This window comes from Streptomyces sp. NPDC001927 (genome assembly GCF_053594455.1).
This window is the reverse complement of the sequence record NZ_JBSFEN010000009.1, coordinates 126,437-146,389: the sequence shown is the minus strand read 5'-3', so window position 1 is coordinate 146,389 and position 19,953 is coordinate 126,437. Positions and strand designations below refer to the sequence as shown.

14 protein-coding genes, 1 tRNA gene and 1 pseudogene are annotated in these 19,953 nt (G+C 70.9%); 7 read left to right on the top strand and 9 right to left on the bottom strand.

What is annotated here, in order from left to right; genetic code table 11:
- Window positions 1-179: 179 nt before the first annotated feature.
- Window positions 180-1,730: an MFS transporter gene (locus ACWCO8_RS24715; protein WP_451034080.1), complete on the bottom strand. Its 1,551-nt coding sequence runs from the start codon at window positions 1,728-1,730 to the stop codon at window positions 180-182.
- A 63-nt stretch (window positions 1,731-1,793) separates the two neighbouring features.
- Between ACWCO8_RS24715 and ACWCO8_RS24710 the strand changes: the two genes are divergently transcribed.
- A complete protein-coding gene (locus ACWCO8_RS24710; RefSeq protein WP_451034079.1) occupies window positions 1,794-2,750 on the top strand; it encodes a helix-turn-helix transcriptional regulator in 957 nt (318 codons plus the stop codon).
- Between the two features lie 57 nt (window positions 2,751-2,807).
- Here ACWCO8_RS24710 and ACWCO8_RS24705 read toward each other — a convergent pair whose 3' ends face one another.
- Window positions 2,808-3,815, bottom strand: coding sequence for a sigma-70 family RNA polymerase sigma factor (locus ACWCO8_RS24705; protein WP_451034078.1), 1,008 nt, complete (start codon window positions 3,813-3,815; stop codon window positions 2,808-2,810).
- Window positions 3,816-3,962: 147 nt separating this feature from the next.
- On the opposite strand from ACWCO8_RS24705, the pseudogene ACWCO8_RS24700 reads away from it, so the two are divergent.
- Together ACWCO8_RS24700 and ACWCO8_RS24695 are read left to right on the top strand one after the other, a co-directional pair.
- Window positions 3,963-4,191 (top strand): annotated as a pseudogene (locus ACWCO8_RS24700) (GNAT family N-acetyltransferase); the annotation flags it as partial.
- Window positions 4,192-4,243: 52 nt separating this feature from the next.
- Entirely contained in the window at window positions 4,244-5,302 is a 1,059-nt protein-coding gene (locus ACWCO8_RS24695) for a questin oxidase family protein (RefSeq protein WP_451034077.1), read from the top strand.
- A gap of 17 nt (window positions 5,303-5,319) precedes the next feature.
- Here the strand turns inward: ACWCO8_RS24695 and ACWCO8_RS24690 are convergent, their stop codons facing one another.
- A complete protein-coding gene (locus tag ACWCO8_RS24690) occupies window positions 5,320-6,108 on the bottom strand; it encodes a dioxygenase family protein (RefSeq protein ID WP_362013087.1) in 789 nt (262 codons plus the stop codon).
- 145 nt (window positions 6,109-6,253) lie between these two features.
- On the opposite strand from ACWCO8_RS24690, the gene ACWCO8_RS24685 reads away from it, so the two are divergent.
- On the top strand, window positions 6,254-6,766 hold the full coding sequence (locus ACWCO8_RS24685; protein WP_362013085.1) for a MarR family winged helix-turn-helix transcriptional regulator: 513 nt from the start codon (window positions 6,254-6,256) through the stop codon (window positions 6,764-6,766).
- 126 nt (window positions 6,767-6,892) lie between these two features.
- Here ACWCO8_RS24685 and ACWCO8_RS24680 read toward each other — a convergent pair whose 3' ends face one another.
- On the bottom strand, window positions 6,893-8,404 hold the full coding sequence (locus tag ACWCO8_RS24680) for an MFS transporter (RefSeq protein ID WP_451034076.1): 1,512 nt from the start codon (window positions 8,402-8,404) through the stop codon (window positions 6,893-6,895).
- A 157-nt stretch (window positions 8,405-8,561) separates the two neighbouring features.
- Entirely contained in the window at window positions 8,562-9,233 is a 672-nt protein-coding gene (locus ACWCO8_RS24675) for a TetR/AcrR family transcriptional regulator (RefSeq protein WP_451034075.1), read from the bottom strand.
- 298 nt (window positions 9,234-9,531) lie between these two features.
- Here ACWCO8_RS24675 and ACWCO8_RS24670 point away from each other — a divergent pair, with 298 nt between their 5' ends.
- The gene (locus tag ACWCO8_RS24670) at window positions 9,532-10,806 is read left to right on the top strand and encodes a M6 family metalloprotease domain-containing protein (protein ID WP_451034074.1); all 1,275 of its coding nucleotides are present in this window, start codon (window positions 9,532-9,534) and stop codon (window positions 10,804-10,806) included.
- Here the strand turns inward: ACWCO8_RS24670 and ACWCO8_RS24665 are convergent.
- A complete protein-coding gene (locus tag ACWCO8_RS24665) occupies window positions 10,793-12,565 on the bottom strand; it encodes a class I adenylate-forming enzyme family protein (protein WP_451034264.1) in 1,773 nt (590 codons plus the stop codon). The genes ACWCO8_RS24670 and ACWCO8_RS24665 overlap by 14 nt on opposite strands.
- 330 nt (window positions 12,566-12,895) lie before the next feature.
- On the opposite strand from ACWCO8_RS24665, the gene ACWCO8_RS24660 reads away from it, so the two are divergent.
- Window positions 12,896-12,968 (top strand) — tRNA-Arg (locus ACWCO8_RS24660).
- A gap of 639 nt (window positions 12,969-13,607) precedes the next feature.
- Here the strand turns inward: ACWCO8_RS24660 and ACWCO8_RS24655 are convergent.
- Window positions 13,608-15,938, bottom strand: a complete 2,331-nt coding sequence (locus ACWCO8_RS24655; protein ID WP_451034073.1) for an LPXTG cell wall anchor domain-containing protein — start codon at window positions 15,936-15,938, stop codon at window positions 13,608-13,610.
- Between the two features lie 207 nt (window positions 15,939-16,145).
- Here ACWCO8_RS24655 and ACWCO8_RS24650 point away from each other — a divergent pair, with 207 nt between their 5' ends.
- Window positions 16,146-16,739, top strand: a complete 594-nt coding sequence (locus ACWCO8_RS24650) for a hypothetical protein (protein ID WP_451034072.1) — start codon at window positions 16,146-16,148, stop codon at window positions 16,737-16,739.
- 99 nt (window positions 16,740-16,838) lie between these two features.
- Here ACWCO8_RS24650 and ACWCO8_RS24645 read toward each other — a convergent pair whose 3' ends face one another.
- Window positions 16,839-17,879, bottom strand: a complete 1,041-nt coding sequence (locus ACWCO8_RS24645) for a Kelch repeat-containing protein (RefSeq protein WP_451034071.1) — start codon at window positions 17,877-17,879, stop codon at window positions 16,839-16,841.
- 237 nt (window positions 17,880-18,116) lie between these two features.
- Complete coding sequence (locus tag ACWCO8_RS24640) at window positions 18,117-19,805, bottom strand: MFS transporter (protein WP_451034070.1); 1,689 nt, start codon at window positions 19,803-19,805, stop codon at window positions 18,117-18,119.
- Between the last annotated feature and the right edge of the window lie 148 nt (window positions 19,806-19,953).

Below are 19,953 nucleotides of genomic sequence, written 5' to 3'. Positions count from 1 at the left end.
CCATGCCCGAACCTATGGTTTCTCTTGCAGGCTACGTCCACGTATCCGCGAAGTAGACAGATTCGGGCGTCGAAACGGACACGGAACCGGACATACGACGAAGGGCCCCGGCCCCCGGGGACGTCCATCCCAGGGGGCCGGGGCCCTTCGGCCCGCTCGCGATCAGGTCGCTCAACGGCTCACGGCGTGAGCGCGGGCTCCTTCTCGACGGCGCCGCCCTCGACGTCGCCGTCGGCGTCGTCCTCCGCGCCCTCGATGTGCTGCTTCGGCTTCGCCGGCAGCGCGAACATGACCAGGAAGATCACGGCGAGCACCGCCACCGCCCAGCCGAGCGCGTTCTGGAAGGCGTCCGCGAACGCCGTGCCGATCTCGGTCGGGACCTCCTTGAGCCGGTCCTCGTCGATCACGCCGAAGAAGACGACCGACACGAGCCCGAGTCCGAGCGCGTTGCCCATCTGCCCGGTCGTGTTGATGAGGCCCGAGGCCGAGCCCGCGTGCTCGCGCGGCACGTCCGAGAGGACCGCGTCCGTCAGCGGGGCCACGATCAGGCCCATGCCCAGACCCATGACGACCAGCGGCGGGATCATCTGCCAGGTGGTGATGTCGGTGCCGTACCGGCCGGCCTCCCACAGGTAGAGCACCATGCCCGCGGCCATCGTCAGCGCACCGGTCTGCAGCACCTTGCGGCCGAAGCGCGGGACGAGCTTCTGCACCGAGAGTCCGGCCGCCGTCGAGACGGCGATCGAGAACGGCACGCCCGTCAGGCCGGCCTTGAGCGGGCTCCAGCCGAGACCGATCTGCATGTACAGCGTCCAGACCAGGAAGAAGATGCCCATGACGACGCCGAAGGTCAGCTGGACCGCGATACCGGCCGCGAAGCTCTTCACCTTGAACAGGGAGAGCTCGACCAGCGGGGAGCCGTCCTTCTTCGTCTTGTACTTCTCGTACGCGATGAGGGCGGCGAAGACGCCGAGGCTGCCGGCCATGCAGAGGTGGCCCCAGAGCGGCCAGTCCAGCTCGCGGCCGCGCGTCAGCGGGTAGATCAGCATGAGCAGCGCGAGCGTCACGAGGAGCACGCCGACGATGTCGAGGCGGAGCGCCTTCGGCGCCTTCGACTCGGTGATGAACTTGCGGCCGAGGAGCAGGCCCGCGATGCCGACCGGCAGGTTGATGAGGAAGATCGGCCGCCACTCCAGGCCGGCGATGTTCCACTGGGTGAGCAGCGCGCCGAGGAGCGGTCCGGAGACGGCGCCGAGGCCGATGATCGCGCCGAACATGCCGAAGACCTTGCCGCGCTCGTGGGCGGGGAAAGTGACGTGGATGATCGACAGGACCTGCGGCACCATCATGGCCGCGGCCGCGCCCTGGAGGAGGCGTGAGGCGACCAGCATCTCCGGGTTGGCGGCGAAGCCGCAGAGCGCGGAGGCGACGGTGAAGCCCGCGGTGCCGAGGAGGAACAGCCGCTTGCGGCCGTAGATGTCGCCGAGGCGGCCGCCGGTGATCAGACCGGCGGCGAACGCGAGGGCGTAACCGGCGGTGATCCACTGGATGGCGCCGAAGGTGGCGCCGAGGTCCCGCTCGATGCTGGGGATCGCGATGTTGACGATCGTGGCGTCGACCAGGTCCATGAAGGCGGCGGTCATGACGATGGCGAGGGCTATCCAGCGTCTGCGGTCGGCGGAGACCGCGGGGGCCGCCTCCGTGGCGGCGACGGCGTCGTGTGAACTCATGAGGAGAAACCTAGGGTGGATATAGGTCAGTGCATGTCCTAGATGCGACGCATGCTGGAACACATGACGGACACTCCGGCACGACTCCTGAATCTGCTCTCGCTGCTCCAGACGCCGCGTGAATGGCCGGGCAGCGAGCTCGCCGAGCGGCTCTCGGTCTCCGCGCGGACGATCCGCCGGGACATCGACCGGCTGCGGGAGCTCGGCTATCCGGTGGAGGCGACGAAGGGCGCGGTGGGCGGGTACCGCCTGGTCGCCGGTACGGCCATGCCGCCGCTGCTCCTCGACGACGAGGAGGCGGTCGCGATCGCGGTCGGGCTGCGGGCGGGCGCGGGGCACGCGATCGAGGGCGTGGAGGAGGCGTCGGTGCGGGCGCTCGCCAAGCTGGAGCAGGTGCTGCCGTCACGGCTGCGGCACCGGGTCTCCACGCTGCAGAACGCGACGATCCCGCTGACGCGGGGGGACGGGGCGACGGTCGCCCCATCGACGCTGACGGCGCTCGCGGGCGCGGTGACCGCGCAGGAGCGGCTGCGGTTCGGCTACCGGGCGGGGGACGGTACGGAGTCGCGGCGGCAGGTCGAGCCGTACCGGCTGGTGTCGACGGGGCGGCGGTGGTACCTCGTGGCGTACGACCTGGAGCGCGAGGACTGGCGGACGTTCCGGGTGGACCGGGTCTCGGACCCGTTCGCGACGGGGGCGCGGTTCGCGCCGAGGGAGCTGCCGGAGGGCGGGGCGGCCGGGCTCATGAACCGCTCGATGGCCCGGGCCCAGCCGGAGCTGGACCTGGACGTCACCTTCGAGGCCCCCGCCGACTTCGTGGCGGCCCGCCTTCCGTCCCATCTGGCCCCGACCCCGACGGGCCCGACGACCTGCCACGTCCGCACGCGCACGACGGACTCCACGGAGTGGCTGGCCGTCCGCCTGGCCCTGGTCGACGCCCCGTTCACGATCCACGGCCCGGAGGCCCTGCTGACGTACACGAGGGACCTGGGGTCGCGCCTGGCGGCCGCGACGAGCTGAGCCCGCACGGCCCTCAGGGCCAGGGCTCGGGACCCTGGCCCTTGTTCGCCGGCCGCTCTAGGCCACCGCGTCGAAGCCCGTGTCCCGGGCCATCTTCTTCAGTTCCAGGAGCGCGTGCTTCTCGATCTGGCGGATGCGCTCGCGGGTGAGGCCGTGTTCCTTGCCGACCTCCGTGAGCGTGCGCTCGCGGCCGTCCTCGATGCCGTAGCGCATACGGATGATCGAGGCCGTGCGGTGGTCGAGCTTGTCGATCAGGTCGTCCAGCTCCTCGCTGCGCAGCAGCGTCAGGACGGACTGCTCCGGCGACACCGCCGACGTGTCCTCCAGGAGGTCGCCGAACTGCGTCTCGCCCTCGTCGTCCACCGACATGTTCAGCGAGACCGGGTCACGGGCCCAGTCCAGGACGTCCACGACACGAGCGGGGGTCGAGCCCAGCTCCGCCGCGACCTCGGCCGGCTCCGGCTCCCGGCCGTTCTCCCGGTTGAACTCGCGCTGCACACGCCGGATCCGCCCGAGCTCCTCCACCAGGTGGACGGGGAGCCGGATCGTGCGCGACTGGTCGGCTATGGACCGCGTGATGGCCTGGCGGATCCACCACGTGGCGTACGTCGAGAACTTGAAGCCCTTGGCGTAGTCGAACTTCTCGACCGCGCGCACCAGGCCCGCGTTCCCTTCCTGGATCAGGTCGAGCAGCGGGAGGCCACTGCGCGGGTAGCGCCGCGCGACCGCGACGACCAGCCGCAGGTTCGACTTGATGAAGAGGTCCTTGGCACGCTCGCCCGCCGCGTACAACGCTTCGAGCTCCTCGCGGGAGGCGCCGGCCGCCTCGCTCTCCACCTGGCTGTCGAGGATCTGCCGGGCGTACACGCCCGCCTCGATCGTCTGGGAGAGCTCGACCTCCTTGGCGGCGTCGAGCAGGGGTGTGCGCGCGATCTCGTCGAGGTACATGCCGACCAGGTCGCGGTCGGCGATCTCCCCGCCCACGACGCGAACGCTGCTTGCCCGGCTCTTGCCGCTACCGCTGGTGGCGGAGGACTGACGACGGGCGACGGCACGGGTTGCCATGCGTGCTCCCTTGCTGAGTAGGTCGCGACACCCTTTCGGGTGCCCTGCATCCGACGGAAACAACGACTGGAATCAGGACAGAATTCCCACCCGACGCATCGATTTTCGCGATCATGCAGTACCCTGTGCCGCCTCCGAGGGGGATCGATGGCATTCGCACGCACAGAGGTGCAGGTCAGGCCGGGCACGGAGGGTGACCTGGCACCGCTCACGGAGCCGCACAGCCACTACGTCCGCGAGACGAGCATCACCTTCGGTGCCCCACTCCCACCCTGAAGACGGCCCGCATCGCCTTCTGGTTGCTCGCGATGTCCAGAATGGGACGAAAAGCCGAATTCTCGGGTATGCACGCCTCGGCGTGCTCCGCCCGAAGCCCTAGGTCCGACGGCCGTTACGGAGCGGGGTCGGTCCGGCCTACGGTCGCGGCCATGACCGACACCTCAGGCAAGGACCCAGGCGACGGCACCGGCACCGACGCCCGCAACGACGCCTCCGGCACCCTCGACGAAGCGCTCCAGCGCCTCCACGCCCACGGCCCCGAACGCCTCGGGCGGCTCACCAATCACGCCCCCATGGCCGTCGAGGCGCTCGTGCACCGCGGTCAGGCGCGCACCGTGCACCGCTGGCTCGACCGGTACCGCCACAAGCTGGAGGACATGCCGGCGCCGCACACCCCCGTCACCGCCGCCACCTGGCGCGAGGCGCTCGGCGACACGGCGCGGATCACCGACTGGGCCCGGTTCTTCGAGCGGGAGACCGCCGAGCGGCCCTGGCGCGACGTCCTCGCCGAGTGGTGGCCGCGCCTGCTGCCCGGCATCGCCGGCGGTTCGACCCACCCCGTGATCCGTACCGGTCACGCCGTACGCACCCTCCTCACGACCGAGGAGACCGCGCCGCGTCGCGCGGAGCTGGCCCACGCGCTCGGCTACTGGGCCGCCCGCTCGCTGCCGCTGCCCCCGATCACCCCGCTCGCCCCGGCCCCCACGGCGGCCGCCGCCCTCGACTCCGTACCGCCCGTACCGCGCCAGGACGGCGGGATGCGCGACCGGCTGCCGCAGCTGACCGCGTTCCCGAGCTGGGGCGCGACCGCCGACCCCGACACCGCGCACCACCTGCTCACCGAGCTGGTCACCGCCGCCACCCACCGCTACGCCACGCACGGCCACGGCGAGCCGATCATGCTGGTCCACGCGGCGACCGCACCCAACGCCGTCCTGCGCACCCTCCCCGGGCTCCCCCGCGAGCTGTGGCCGGCGAGCCTCGCGGCCGCCTGGGCCGCCTCCGCCGCCGTGACCGCGGCCTACACACCGCGCGAGCCGCACTCGTACAGCCGGACGGGCCTCATCGCCGACGAGGTCTTCGAGCGCGCCGCCGCCCACGGCGACGACCACACGATCAAGTTCACCGACACCGCGCTCGACGTCGGTGACGCGAGGGCCCTGACCGCCGCCGCCCGGGCGATCGACCTCAACCCCCCGGTCTTCTAGCTTCTAGTCGAAACCCTCTAGCCGAACTGGACCGAGCGCTTCGCGAGCCCCATCCAGAAGCCGTCGATCACGCTCCGCCCGGCGTCCAGGTCGCCCGTCGCGTCCGCCGCCCCCAGGGTCACGAAGAGCGGCGCGAAGTGCTCCGTGCGCGGGTGGGCCAGGCGCCCCGCCGGGGACTTGTGCTCGAAGTCCAGGAGCGCGTCGACGTCCTGCGCCGCCAGGGCGTCGCGGCCCCAGTCGTCGAACTCCGCCGACCAGCCGGGCACCCCCGCCCCCGTGTGCCGCAGCGCGGCCAGGTTGTGGGTGAAGAAGCCGCTGCCGACGATCAGGACGCCCTCGTCGCGCAGGGGCGCGAGCCGCCGGCCGATCTCCATCAGCTTCCGGGGGTCGAGCGTGGGCATCGAGATCTGGAGTACGGGAAGGTCGGCGTCCGGGAACATCTCCACGAGGGGCACGTACGCGCCGTGGTCGAGCCCGCGGTCGGGGATGTCCTGCACCGGCGTACCGGGCCCGTGCAGCAGCTTGCGGACCGAGGCGGCGAGTTCGGGCGCGCCCGGGGCGTCGTACCGCACGCGGTAGTAGTGCTCGGGGAAGCCCCAGAAGTCGTAGACGAGCGGCACGGCCTCGGTCGCACCGAGGGCGAGCGGGGCCTCCTCCCAGTGGGCGGAGACCATCAGGATCGCCTTGGGCCGGGGCAGCCCGGCGGACCAGGCGGCGAGCTCGCCCGGCCAGACGGGGTCGTCGGCGAGCGGCGGGGCGCCGTGCGAGAGATAGAGGGCGGGCATCCGTTCCAGCGTGGCGTCCATGATGACGACCGCCTCCCGAAGATCTGGGATCGAGGGTTCGAGATCCGAGGGATCGATTCAGGATCGTCGATCCCTTGAAGTTTCAAGCTTGCTGACACCCTGAGCGTAAGTCCATATAGTTCAACTTTCAAGGACGAGTCGTACGATGGATCCCATGACCACCGCACCCGAAGACCCGCCTCGCTGGCTCAGCGACGAGGAACAGTGCGTCTGGCGCGCGTACCGCCACGCCACCACCCTCCTCGAGGACCATCTCGACCGCCAGCTGCAGCGCGACGCCGGGATGCCGCACATCTATTACGGCCTGCTCGTCCAGCTCTCCCAGGCGCCCCGGCGCCGGCTGCGGATGACCGAGCTGGCCAAGGACGCCAAGATCACCCGCTCCCGGCTCTCGCACGCCGTCGCACGCCTGGAGAAGAACGGCTGGGTGGTGCGCCAGGACTGCCCCTCGGACAAGCGGGGCCAGTTCGCGCACCTCACGGACGAGGGCTTCGAGGTGCTGAAGCGGACCGCGCCCGGTCACGTCGGCGCCGTACGGCAGGCCATGTTCGACCGGCTCAGCCCGGAGCAGGTGGCCCAGCTCGGCGAGATCATGAAGGTCATGGCGGAGGGGCTCCAGCCGACGGGCCCGGACGCGGACCTGCCCTGGCTCCGCTGAGCGGAACCAGGGCAGGGGCCGTACCGAGGTGGCCGTACCGAGGTGGCCGTACGAGGTGGCCGTCCCGAGATGGCCGTACCGGGGGCGCGGCGCCGGGGTGGGTACCGGCGGCCGCGCCAGGGTGCGTCAGTGCGCGATGACGGGGATCTTCAGCTCGTCCTCGACGCCGTCGCCCGAGCCCGAACCGGCGACCGGCCCGGTCTCCGGCTTCCCGGTGTTGATGAAGGTGAAGGCGATCGTGGCCGCGACGACCAGGATGCCGACGGCCCACCAGATGGCGGCCGCGTAGCCCTCGACCATGCCCTGGAGCTGGAGCAGCTTCTGAGCGCCCTGCGTGGTCGCGCCGGCCGCGTGGTCGGCGATGTACGCGGTCGTCGCCGAGGCGGCGATCGTGTTCAGCAGGGCCGTACCGATGGCGCCGCCGACCTGCTGCGAGGTGTTGACCATCGCGGAGGCCACACCGGCGTCCCGCGGGTCGACGCCGTGCGTGGCGAGCGACATGGCCGGCATGAACGCCGTACCCATGCCGAGGCCGAGCAGCAGCTGCGCGGGCAGGATCAGACCGGCGTACGAGGTGCCGATCTCCAGCTGCGTGAGCAGCAGCATGCCGACGCCCGCGGTCAGGAAGCCGGGGCCCATCAGCCAGCGCGGGGGAACCCGCATCATCAGCCGCGTACCGATCTGGGTCGAGCCCACGATCATGCCCGCGATCATCGGGAGGAACGCGAAGCCCGTCTTGACCGGCGAGTACCCCTTCACGACCTGGAGGTAGTACGTCAGGAAGAGGAACAGGCCGAACATCGCGATGATGGCCAGACCCAGCGAGAGGTACACGCCACCGCGGTTGCGCTCGGTCAGGACGCGGAGCGGCAGCAGCGGGGACTTGACCTTGGCCTCGGTGAGGACGAAGGCGGCGAGGAGCACGGCGGAGGCGACGAACATGCCGATCGTCGTGGCGTCCGACCAGCCCTGGGACTCGGCGCGGGTGAAGCCGTAGACGAGCGCGACCAGACCGAGGGTGGAGAGGACCACGCCCGGGATGTCGAGCGGCGAGCGGTTGCGGCCGCCGGCCGGCTCACGGATCACGAAGTACGCGCCCGCGGCGGCGACGATCGCGAAGGGGATGTTGACGAAGAAGGTCCAGCGCCAGTCCAGGTACTCGGTGAGGAAACCGCCGAGGATCAGGCCCACGGCACCACCGCCACCGGCGATTGCACCGTAGATGCCGAAGGCCTTGGCACGCTCCTTGGCGTCGGTGAACATCACCGCGAGCAGGGAGAGCGCGGCGGGCGCGAGCAGCGCGCCGAAGGCGCCCTGGAGCGCGCGGGCACCGAGCATCATGGCCTCGCCGGTCGCGGCACCGCCGAGGGCGGAGGCGGCGGCGAAGCCGATCAGGCCGACGACGAAGGTGCGCTTACGGCCCCACAGGTCGGCGATGCGGCCGCCGAAGAGCAGCAGACCGCCGAAGGCGAGGGCGTAGGCCGTGATGACCCACTGCCGGTTGCCGTCCGAGATACCCAGGTCCTGCTGGGCGGAGGGCAGCGCGATGTTCACGATCGTCGCGTCGAGCACGACCATCAGCTGGGCGAGAGCGATGAAGACCAGCGCTTTCCAGCGCCGGGGATCTGTTTCGGACATGGGGGTAGCCACCTCGTGGTGCGTAAAAGGAAAAACGGGATGTAAGTGGGTGGTCCGTAAGGGGAGTTACGGACGCGAGTACGGGGTCAGGTCACGGTCACGGTCACGGTCACGACCGACCGTGGGTCACTGATCACCGGTCATTGGTCGTCGCTGGTCACTGGTCGCAGGCGCCCCTCAGGTCCTCCAGAGTGGCGGCCGAGCCGGGCAGTACGGAACGCGCGGGCGCTTCGAGTCCGTCCAGGAACAGCTGCAGATGGCGGTGGACGAAACGGTCCATGTTCAGGCAGGCGGTGCCCGGGAGCGGGCGGGTGAGCTGGGAGACGGCCACCATCAGGTCCCCGACGCCGACGTCGGTGCGGAGCCTGCCCGCGCCGTGCGCCCGGTCGACGAGGTCCTGGACGGCCTCTTCCAGCTGCTCGCGCCCGGCGTGCAGTTCGGGGTGGTTCTTGTCGAAGGTGCCGTCGAGGATCGGGCACAGGGCGCCGATGCGTTCGTCGGCGGCGGCGTGGGTGAAGCGGCGCAGCGCCTCGAAGGCGTCGAGCTCGCCCGCGTCGACGGCCTGGGCCGCCTCCCGCGCCAGGTCCGTGGTGCGGTCGGTGACGGAGAGGACGACCTCGTGGACGAGGTCATTCCGCTCGGGGAAGTTCCGGTAGAGGGTGGCGTTGCCGACGCCCGCACGGCGCGCGATCTCGTCGAGCGGCACCTGGGGGCCGAACTCGACGAACATCTCACGGGCCGCGGTGACGATCCGCTCGCGGTTGCGCAGGGCGTCCGCCCGCGGGCGGGGTACGCGGCGAGCGGGCGCGGTATCGGCTTCGGCGGTCATGCCACGCCTCCTTCCAGAACTCCGGGGCTGTCGCCCCTTGGGATCCTCGGACCCTTGGATGACGATCCGGGGAATGGGTCCCCACTTCTTCGAACACAGGCGTAAACGGGGAGGGAGTCCCCGGTTATTTCCCGCCAGGAATGTGACCTGCGTCACACTCGCAGACTTCCCCGCGAATACCCACGATCGGGCCACCCGACGCGCGCCCCCGGAGCTCTCGACTCAGGCTGATCGAACAGCAGCGCTGATCAGAGACGCACGCCGATCAGAGACGCACGCCGACCCGAGAGGCGACCGCATGCAGCAGACCCGCCGGCGCATACGCAGACCCGTCGTCCTCGCGACCGCGGCGGCCCTCACGCTCGCCGCCCTCGCCTCGGCCAGCACCACGCTTCCGGGCCCCGCCCCGGCCTCGGCGGGCCCGGTGGCCACCGTGCCCGGGGACGCCACGGCGCTCGGGCCGTGCAGGATCGCGACGACGATGGGTGTGCAGATGTCGGAGGGGATGCCCACGGCTCCCGGGTACGCGCGCTCCACGGGCCGCGTCAGGGCCCTCAACCTGATGGTCGACTTCCCGGACGCGGAGGGGGAGGGCACGGCGCTCGAACGGTACGACGAGTTCTTCCCGAAGACCTCCGAGTGGTTCAGCACCAGCTCGTACGGGCGCCTGCACTACCACCCGGAGGCCCCGATACCCGACTGGCTGCGGATGCCGCGGCCGTTCTCCTCGTACGGGATAGAGCGCGGCTCACCGTACGAACCGGGCTACCGCGGCCTCGTCGAGGACATCGTGAGGACCGCCGACCCGAAGGTCGACTTCAGCGCGTACGACCTGGTCAACATCCTGGTCACCCCGAACGCCGGGCCCTCGGCCCTGGACACCGTCCTGTCGGTCACCTTCTCCGGGAACGACGAGGCGCCGTACGCGGACGGCGTCCCGCTCTCCAACACGTCCTTCGTCTACAGCCGCCAGGACGACGGCTCGGGGACGTACGACGAGACCGGCTACCGCGTGCTGCCGCACGAGAACGGCCATGTCTTCGGCCTGCCCGACCTCTACACCGTGGACGGCGGGGGCACGGTCGGGCACTGGGACATCATGTCCGAGGACTGGGGGGCCAACAACGACCTGCTCGGCTGGCACAAGTGGAAGCTGGGCTGGCTGGACAACGTCCAGGTCCGCTGCGCGGCGCTGCCCGGGGCGCACGACTACGCGCTGACCCCGTTGGCGCAGGCCGGCGGCCCGAAGCTCGCGTTCGTCCCCCTCTCGGAGAAGTCGGGCTACGCGGTCGAGGTCCGCACCCGGGAGGGCAACGACGAGGCGGTCTGCGAGGAGGGCGTCCTGATCTACCGGGTCGAGTCGGACGTCGACACCGGCCACGGCCCGGTGACGGTGTCGGACAGCGACCGGGAGAGCGGCGGCTGCACGCGCCGCCCGAACGTCCACGCGGAGCTGTCGGACGCGCCGTACCGGCCGGGAGAGACGTTCCACGACCGGACGAACGGCATCCGGATCTCGGTGCTGGGCGAGGACGCGGGGGGCACGTACCGCGTACGGATCACGCGCGCCTGAGCGCGCGCGTGTCGCGCAGCGCGTCGCTTGGGCCGTCCCGCAGCTCGTCCCGTGGGCCGTCGCGCAGCGCGCCCCTTGGGTCGTCCCGCCGCTCGTCCCTCAACTCTCCCCGCAGCTCCTCCCTCAACTCTTCCCGCAGCTCTCGCTTGAGCACCTTCCCCGTGGCGTTCCGGGGCAGTTCGGTGGGGCGTACGACGACCTGGGCGGGCACCTTGAAGGCGGCGAGGCGGGTTCCCGCGTACGTCCTGAGTTCCTCGACGAATTCCTCGACGCCGACGGTCGCGCCCTCGCGCAGGCGCACGACGGCGGCGACCTCCTCGCCGAGCGTGGGGTGGGGCAGGCCGAGGACGGCGGCGTCGAGGACATCGGGGTGCTCGTGGAGCACGGACTCGACCTCCACGCAGTACACGTTCTCGCCGCCCCGGATCACCATGTCCTTGAGCCGGTCGACGATGGCGAGGCCCCCGTCGTGGAGGCGGGCGAGGTCGCCGGTGCGGAACCAGCCGTCCTCGGTGAAGGCGGCGCGGGTGGCGGCCTCGTCGCCCCAGTAGCCGCGGACGAGGGACTGGCCGCGCAGCAGCAGCTCACCCACCCCGTCGGCGTCGGGCCGGTCGACGCGGACCTCGGTGGCGGGGGTGGGCCGGCCGAGGCCGCGCGGATGGGCGCGGTACTCGGCGCCGAAGGTGGCGAAGACCCCGCCGCAGGTCTCGGTGAGGCCGTACCCGTTGCGGGGCTCGATGCGCTCGCCGTAGGCGGCGGTGAGCCGGGCGACGAACTCCGGCGGGGCGGCGGCGCCACCGGTGTTGAGCATGGTGAGGCTCTCCAGCGGATCGCCGGTCCGCTCGGCGAGGTCGAGCAGTTGGAGGGCGGTGGTGGGGACCCCGGCGTAGTGGGTGACGCGGTGGAGCCGGATGAGCTCCAGCGCCTCCTCGGCGTCCCACTTCCGCATCAGTACGAGAGTCCCGCCGGCGGCCATGACCGAGTAGAAGGAGGTGAAGGCGGCCACGTGGAAGAACGGGAACGTGGTGAGCGAGACGGGCGCGGGCCCCTGTCCGGGGACGGTGCCGCGCCCGAGGGCGGAGGCGGCGGCGAAGTAGCGGGGGTTCATCGCGGCGCCGGCCTGCGCGAGGTGGGTGGCGACGGCGCCCTTGGGGCGACCGGTGGTGCCGGAGGTGTAGATGAGGGTGGCGTCGTGCTCGGGCAGGACGTCGACGAGCGGCGGCCCGAGGAGCGAGTCGGTGTCGCGCACGTACGCCTGGAACCCCTCACCGCCCTCCCCGTGGAAGACGATCCCGGGCACCCGATTCCGCTGGGCCCATCCACGCACCCGCTCCTTGCGCTCCCCGTCGACGAGGAGGACGCGGGGCGTGCAGTCGTCGAGGGCGTACGCGCACTCCTCCTCGGTCCACCAGGCGTTGAGGGGCACGGCGACGAGGCCGGCGAGCTGGGCGGCCCAGAAGGCGATCTGCCACTCGGGGTGGTTCCGCATGGCGACGACGGCCCGGTCGCCGGGGCGCAGCCCGTACTGGTCGACGAGCCGCCGGGCGAGCCCGCAGGCGGCGTCGAAGAAGGCGCGGTAGCTCAGCACCCCGTCCTCGGAGACGAGGAACGGCCGGTCCCCGTACGCCCACGTGGCCTCGACGAACTCCCGCAGCGTGCGGGGCCCCTCGACGTACACCCCGTCCTCGACGGCGAAGGGCCCCCCGGGCGCGGCCAGCCGCGCGGCGACCGCCTCCGCGGCTTCTTCCACACCCACGATGGCCCCTCTCTAAGCACTTGCTCAGTCCCGGCCGACGCTATGCCCGCGCCCCGGAGGCGTCAAACACGGGGCCGCGGCAGCAGGACGACGGTGACGACGAGCGCGGCGAAGGCGAAGGCGGCACTGATGCGAACTGGGCCTGACCCTGCCCCCCACCTCGCCGACTGGTCGACCGCCAACCTCCCGCGCATGGAACACGCCCGCCACACGTTCGACGCCACGGAGCCCCAGCCAACGGGGGCGACCTCCCCCAACCCCATCCGCTAGGCTGTCAGCGGTCAGCCACCCTCCAGGGCCACCCGCCCGACCAGGCCAGCCTGACCAGTGCACGCCTTCGTAGCTCAGGGGATAGAGCACCGCTCTCCTAAAGCGGGTGTCGCAGGTTCGAATCCTGCCGGGGGCACACCAAGAAGGGCCAGCTCAGGGGAGCACTCCCCCGGTGCTGGCCCTTCGCCATGATCACGGCCGTGCCACCTACGTGCCAGAAGGCGGCGAATCGACGCCCTCCCGGGCCTGGCGGCTGGCAAGAAGTCGCCTAGGTCACGGAGAACCAGATCACAACCCCTACTGGAGTCAGCCCGCAGACGAGACCCACGGACAGACACACGTATGCCAGCGCCTTGAACGCCTTCTGCCGTTGAGCACGGCAAGCAGCGAAGCAAGTGAAGCCCCCGATGGCCAGGCAGGGCAGGATGATGAAGAAGAAGCCCAACGCAGCCACGGTGCCCCCACACTGATCGCGTCACGGCCGAGCCGCATACGCGGGCATCATCGCAGACCGCGCCCTTGCGTGCCCGACGCGTGCCCGACTCGGAGGGCCGCGCGCGATGACGCCCGGCGCGTGCGCGCGGCGCAAGCGCCGGAAGAGCGGTGACCGGGCTGCCAACCCGCGTGACATCGACAGCTGCCATCGGCGGCGGACGGAGCGGTATCCGGCTGCATCGGCGACCGCTCGAATCCTGCCGGGGCGCAAGCGAAACGGCCCGGAGCGATTACGCTCCGGGCCGTTCGGCTGTGTCAGCCCGTCAAGAGGGCGTTCCGGCTAGCCCTCGAGGGCCTTGCGGCGGCGGGTCCACCAGATCAGGCCGCCGCCCAGGGCGGCGATCGCTGCGGCTATGCCGGCGATCAGGGCGACCGGGGTGTCCGAGCCGGTGTCGGCGAGGTCGCCGTCCGGGTCCGGCTTGTTCGCCGGCGGGGCCGTCGTGCCGTCACCGGGGCCCGGGGTGGTCGGGTCCGGGGCCGGGGTCGTCGGCGGGTCCGTCGGGTTCGGCGGGTCGGTCGGGTCCGGCGACGGCGGGGTGCCTCCGTCGTCGTCCTTCTGGCCGGCGCTGTTGCCGCCGAGGAGGAGCAGCCGCTCCCGCTCGGTGTCGTCGGTGAGGGCCTTCACCGACGTCTGGGTCTGGCGCGGCAGGTGGCGGTTCTGGAGCCGGAACTCGGCCTGGGTGACGTTCCGCTTGGGCTGCTTGGACAGGTCCACGCCGCCGACGGTGATGACCCAGACCTCTTGGCCCTTGGTGAGCTCGTACTTGAACTCACCCTCCTTGAAGACCTTGACGTACTTGTCGAAGACGTCGGTCTTCTTCCAGTCCTGGTGCGGCGCGCGGATCGGCCACTGCGCCACGTTGTTGCTGTTGATGATGGTGCGGTAGTCCGTCGGGCGCTGGGCGTCCTGCTGACGGACGAACTCGGCCGCCACCCGGGACTTGTAGACCCGGCGCAGGTCGGCGTACTGCGGCGCCTCGTTGATCCACTTCTCGACCTCGGGCACGATCGTGGAGCGGAACACCCGCTCGTTGTGCTCGATCTCGGCCTTGGTCAGCGAGTCCTGGCAGGGCTTGCCCTCGCCGGGGCCGGGGGTGTTGACGTCGGCGTACTCCGACTGGAGCTTGAGCGGCGCGTCGAGGATGTAGATCCCGCCGTCCTGCTCGCGGACCTTCGCCGTCTTCGGCTCGATCCAGTTCCGCGTCGACGTCAGGCACGGCCAGCCGTTGACCTTGGACAGGCTGTCCCAGGTGTTCTTGCCCAGGGCCGTCTTGGGGTCCATCGCCTTGAAGAAGTCGTGCTTGAGCCGGAGGTCGGCCTCCAGCAGCACCCGGCCGGCGTCCGTGGCCGCGAACTTGTCGTCCATGATCGTGCCGGGGGTGTCCGGGTTGAGGTTCACCCAGAACTTGTCCGGCGTCAGCGCCAGCCACGTGAAGAACGCGTCCGAGGCCATCTGCGCGTTCGCCCTGCCGCCCCAGCCGACCGAGTCGTTGTCGGGGTCCTCCTTCGCGCCGAAGGAGTAGTCGAGGCCCTTGCCCTTCACGGGCGCGCCGACGTACTGGAGTTCCAGGGTGGAGAAGTCGATGCCGCCCGGGGAGGGCATCTGGGAGATGCCCGGGATCCGGCCGATGCGCTGAAGCCGGTCGGCGAGCTGCTTCGGGTTCTCCGGCGACTTCTGGATCATGTCGTTGCCGCCGCCACGGGAACCGGTGCTGGTGCCGGGCTTGGCGTTCATGTACGGATCGACACGACGCGTCGGGCTGTTCGACGTACCGCTCGGGGCCTTCTCGACCGCGTCCGCCTTGTACGAGATCTTCTTGACCCGGTCCGGGGCGATCTTCCTCAGGTCGGCGTCGTGGTTCTTCGCGCCGCCCTTCGTCTCGCGCCCGTACGCGTAGGTGATCTTCTTGTCCTGGTGGTTCGGGTCCCTCAGCAGCGCCTTGTCCTTGGGGCGCTGCGTCGGGTCGGGCTTGTCGTTCGACTTGCCCTCGACGATCTCCCCGGTGCGCTGGTTGTAGGCGTCCGCACGCCGTACGTAGCGTTCCTTGGTGTCCGGGTCGATGACCTCGAACTCCTTCTCGCAGATCCAGTCCGGACCCACCAGGCCGAAGTCGTAGACGAGCTTGGCCATGTACGCCTTGCCGCGGGGGTCGTTGCCGCCCTTGGGGATGTAGAAGTCGTCCCGGTACGTCTCGAACGGCACCCCCTTCCACTGCGCGCTCTTCTGCGCCTTCTTGTAGTAGGCCCAGACCCGGCGCTTGTCGCCCTTCTTGTAGTCGTCCGGGTTGTCGCTGATCTCGTTGAGCTCGTCGGCGGTCGGCGCCGGCAGGCCGTCCCACTGCTTCTGCCCGTTGACGTAGTCGTACGAGTCGCGGTCCGCGTCCGGCCGGGCGTACCCGTCGGCCGGCATGCCGCCTTCGACGACGTCGGAGAAGTCGTAGAAGTCCTTGTACTCCTCGTCGCAGCGCTTCCCCTGCTTCAGCGGAGGTTTCGCCTTCGCCTCGGCCTGGTCCCAGCCGGGCAGGCCGGTCAGCGAGACGGCGCCGGCGCAGGCCAGCGCGATCGCCGCCCGCGCCCACCAGCGGCGTCGGGAAGGTATGTGATGGGTCACGAAAACCCCCTGGGGGCCCCCAGGTCAGTCAGATGTCCTCGCGTGGCGCCACGGGCCCCCGTGGTCAGTCGGCGCCGCTGCGGGAGCAACCCACCCTAGGGCCTCAACTCCCCCAGCCCGCACGCGAATTACCGAGGACACACCGACAACTCACCTGCTGTGCCGGATCTTTACATCCAGCACACATGGTTCCCCTAGTCTCGGGGCATGGAGTGGACCGACCCGCGCGACATGGACGAGGACGAGTACGCCGAGTACCTGCGCGAAGAGAAGACCCGAGACCACGTCAGCGCCCACAACCCGGTGCTGGAGAAGTGGCTGGACCAGCAGCGCGCCGGATTCCCCGCCTGGGCGGAGGAACACGCCGGCCGCGGGCCGTGGGACTTCACCGTGGATTCCCTCCCCCGGCTCGAAGCGCTCATCAGGGACGCGTTCGACAGCCCCGCCCAGGCCCGCAAGGCGACGGACACGCCCCTGGTCGCGGTCGCGGCCTGGTACCTCGGCGAGGTCCACAACCGCGCCTTCGGCACCCAGTGGCGTTTCCACCCCTCCTTCGCCGACGACAACCCCCTCGACCACCGGCCGCACATCACCCCGCCCTGGGAACGCCGGGAGGAGTTCCACTACACCGACCCCGAGCACATCGAGGACGACGCGCGCCCGATCTACTCCCCCACCGAAATCCTGTGCAACCTCCCCGCCCGGCCCGCCGATCAGGGGCTCCTGCACCGCATCGACGGCCGGTGGGAGGTACCCACCACCTGCGACGACTCGTCCTGCCGCTACCACCCCAACCGTTAGCCGCCACACAAGGCACGACGGCTGACGGCCCCCGGTCCCTTGCGGGACGGGGGCCGTCAGGCGTGGATCAGTGGATCACTGGATCCTTGGACCACTGGATCAGTGGGTCAGGATCGGCGGGTCCAGGGCCTCCAGGGCCGCTGTGGTGCCGCTTGTCGCCTGGCCGCCGGAGACGTAGACGCAGGCTCCCGTGATTCCCGGCGGGCAGTGTGTCGCCGCCGCCGCGAGGAAGGCGCGAGGGGTGGGCTGAGAGGGCAGCGTCGTCCAGGTGTTGGACGACGGCTGGTACGACTCCACCTTGCCGGAGAGGCTGCCGTTCACGCCGCCCACCGCGTAGACGCAGGTGCCGGTCTGTCCCGGCGGGCAGGGCGCCGCCGCCGTCGCCAGCCCGTACCGGGGCGTGGGGAGGGACGCCACGGGGGTCCAGACGTTCGTGGTCGGGTTGTAGGACTCCACCTTGCCGGTGGCCGCGTTGTCATCGCCGCCCACGGCGTAGACACACGTACCGCTCTGCCCACGCGGGCAGGTGGACGCCGCCGCACCCAGTGCGTTCCGGGGAGTGGAGAGGGAGGCCACGGGGCTCCAGGCGTTGGTCACCGGGTTGTACGACTCCACCGAGCCCGTGCGGCCGCCGGTCGTGTATCCGCCCATCGTGTAGACGCACGTGCCGGTCTGCCCCACCGGACAAGGAGCGGCCGCCGCCGCGTTGCCGAACCGAGCGATGCTCAGCGAGGCGACGGTGCTCCAGGCGTTGGTGGCCGGGTTGTACGACTCCACCGTGGCGAGGCCCCCACCGCCACCGCCGGGCAGGCCACCGACCGTGTAGACGCAGTAGCCGCTCTGCCCCTTCGGGCAGGGCGCGGTCGCCGCCGCCAGCTGGTTCCGGGGTGTGGGCAGGGGCGGCAGCGTCGACCATGCTCCGGAGAGCCGGTTGTACGACTCGGCCGCACCGGTGACCCCGGAGGTGGTCACACCGCCGACCGCGTAGACGCAGTTGCCGCCCTGGCCGGGGGGACAGGGTGCCACCGCGGACGCCAGGTCGAGCCGGGCCGTCGGCATGTTGGTCAGCGTCGTCCAGATCGTCCCGTTGTTGGCCGCTGCCGCGGGCAGCACGGCCGCGATCAGGCCGGCGGCTGCCACCAGGGTCGTGAGTCCGAAGCGGCTCCGCCAGCTTCGGCTTCTCCGACCGGCTGGGGGCTCATCGTTTATGCCTCGCACGTTTGGGTCCTTTCGTTCGCCCTTCGGGCATGAGGAATGCCCTGGGAGCGTTCCCGGACCCACCGGGTCGCGCAGCCGGCTACCGACGGGAAACCATCGGGTGGCCCACAGCGCCGCCCGAACGGTCTACGAGCGGATCAACAGCGATTCAACAGCGCCTCAGCGCAGTTCCTCCGGGCACGCCGTGCCCCTCGGGAAGAACTTGTACGGAGCCGACAAGCGGTACACGCCCGCCTTCGGGGCCAGGAGTTCCGTCCACTCGTCGCCGTCCGCGTCCGCCTCCGTCTTCAGCAGGCAGCCCGACTCGTTGAGGAAGACCTTCTCCAGCTCCTCCGTCGACTCCTCCCGCGCCTGCTTCGACGCCTCCGTCTCCTCCGGCGGCGCGATCTTCCCGCCGTTCTCGTCGACGAGCGCGAGCCACGGCGAGTACGGGACCCGGATCAGGACCCGGCCCGGGGTGTCGACCTCGATCACGACCTCGTTCGCGCCCGCCCTGCGCACCTTCGCCGGCGGGTCCGCCAGCGGCGTCGGATTGTCGACCTCGTACAACCGCCAGTTCGCGTCCGACCAGACCTGCTTCAGGTACGGCAGCCCGTCCCCGACCAGCTTGGCCTCCAGCTCGGCGCCCGAGTCCGGCGCCCCCGTCGGCAGCACCACGTAGTGCACCGCCCAGCGGTCGAGCCAGTCCTGGTAGTTCGTGGCGTTCAGGGTGTCGTCGTAGAAGAGCGGGTTCCGCTCCATGTCCGCCTGGCGGTTCCAGCCCCGCGCCAGGTTGATGTACGGGCTGAGCGCCGAGGACTCGCGGTGGCTCGACGCCGGTACGACCTCCACCCGCGCCTGCTCCGCCCCGCGCACCTGCAACTGGTTGATCAGCGGCGCGACCTCCCGCGCCCAGGACGCGTCCGGGGCGGTACGGATGACGTCGTCGACGCCCTTGAAGCCGATCCAGAAGTTCAGGCCGACGAAGGCGAGCACGAGCGCGTACCACTTGCGCGAGCGCGGAACGCTGTACGGCAGCGCCGCGAGCAGCACCACGCCCGCGAAGAGCATCACGAGCCGCGAGACGTTCGAGCCGATCTGCGAGTCGATCAGCCAGGTCAGGAGCGTGCCCGCCGCGTACACCGCCGCGCCCGTCCGCACCGTGCGCCACTCGCGCGGTACGAGCGCGAAGCACAGCACCCCGAAGAGGAACGGCAGCGCCGTCGACGCCCACGACATCGGCTGCGTACCGGAGAAGGGGAACAGCCAGGAGGAGAGGGCCACCACCACGACCGGGGCCAGGCCCAGGGCGTACGCGCCCGGCCTGCGCCGGTTCAGGAAGAGCGCCGCCGCCGCGACGCCCAGGAAGAGGCCCGCGACCGGGCTGCACGCGGTGGCGATGCCCGCGAGCGGCGCGGCGACCGCCGCCTTCGCCCAGCGCTTGCGCCGCCAGCGGTGCGGCCAGCAGAAGACCGCCGCGACCGCGCCCAGCGCGAACATCATGCCGAGCCCGAACGTCACCCGCCCCGACAGCGCGTTGCACAGGAACGCGAAGACCCCCGCGAGCGAGCACGCCAGCGGATTGCGCACCGCCCGCACCCGCACCAGGATCAGCGCCGTCAGACCCGCCGACAGGGTGCCCGCGATCATCATCGTCGAACGGACGCCGAGCACCGACATCACGTACGGCGAGACGACGCTGTACGAGACCGGGTGCATCCCCCCGTACCAGGCGAGGTTGTACGCGGAGTCAGGGTGCCGGCCCACGAACTCGGCCCAGGCGTCCTGCGCCGCGAGGTCCCCGCCACTGTTCGCGAACAGGAAGAACCAGAGGATGTGGGTGAGTGCCGCGACGCCCGTCGCGATCATGACGGGGTAGCGGCGCTTGCGGCGGAGCGGGCGGCGGGTCGGCGACTGCTCCGTGTGCCGTCTCGGCGTCGGCAGGTCTATTCGCGACGACGGAGACGGGGAGGGCGAGGGGGAAGACGACGGGGAAGGCGACGGGGAAGGCGACAGG

Coding starts and splice junctions, on each gene's coding strand:
- ACWCO8_RS24695 (WP_451034077.1), top strand. CDS start 4,244: ATGACCGACACCTCAGGCAAGGACCCAGGCGACGGCACCGGCACCGAC.
- ACWCO8_RS24680 (WP_451034076.1), bottom strand. CDS start 8,404: ATGTCCGAAACAGATCCCCGGCGCTGGAAAGCGCTGGTCTTCATCGCT.
- ACWCO8_RS24710 (WP_451034079.1), top strand. CDS start 1,794: ATGACGGACACTCCGGCACGACTCCTGAATCTGCTCTCGCTGCTCCAG.
- ACWCO8_RS24705 (WP_451034078.1), bottom strand. CDS start 3,815: ATGGCAACCCGTGCCGTCGCCCGTCGTCAGTCCTCCGCCACCAGCGGT.
- ACWCO8_RS24640 (WP_451034070.1), bottom strand. CDS start 19,805: ATGATCGCGACGGGCGTCGCGGCACTCACCCACATCCTCTGGTTCTTC.
- ACWCO8_RS24690 (WP_362013087.1), bottom strand. CDS start 6,108: ATGGACGCCACGCTGGAACGGATGCCCGCCCTCTATCTCTCGCACGGC.
- ACWCO8_RS24715 (WP_451034080.1), bottom strand. CDS start 1,730: ATGAGTTCACACGACGCCGTCGCCGCCACGGAGGCGGCCCCCGCGGTC.
- ACWCO8_RS24685 (WP_362013085.1), top strand. CDS start 6,254: ATGGATCCCATGACCACCGCACCCGAAGACCCGCCTCGCTGGCTCAGC.
- ACWCO8_RS24650 (WP_451034072.1), top strand. CDS start 16,146: ATGGAGTGGACCGACCCGCGCGACATGGACGAGGACGAGTACGCCGAG.
- ACWCO8_RS24670 (WP_451034074.1), top strand. CDS start 9,532: ATGCAGCAGACCCGCCGGCGCATACGCAGACCCGTCGTCCTCGCGACC.
- ACWCO8_RS24675 (WP_451034075.1), bottom strand. CDS start 9,233: ATGACCGCCGAAGCCGATACCGCGCCCGCTCGCCGCGTACCCCGCCCG.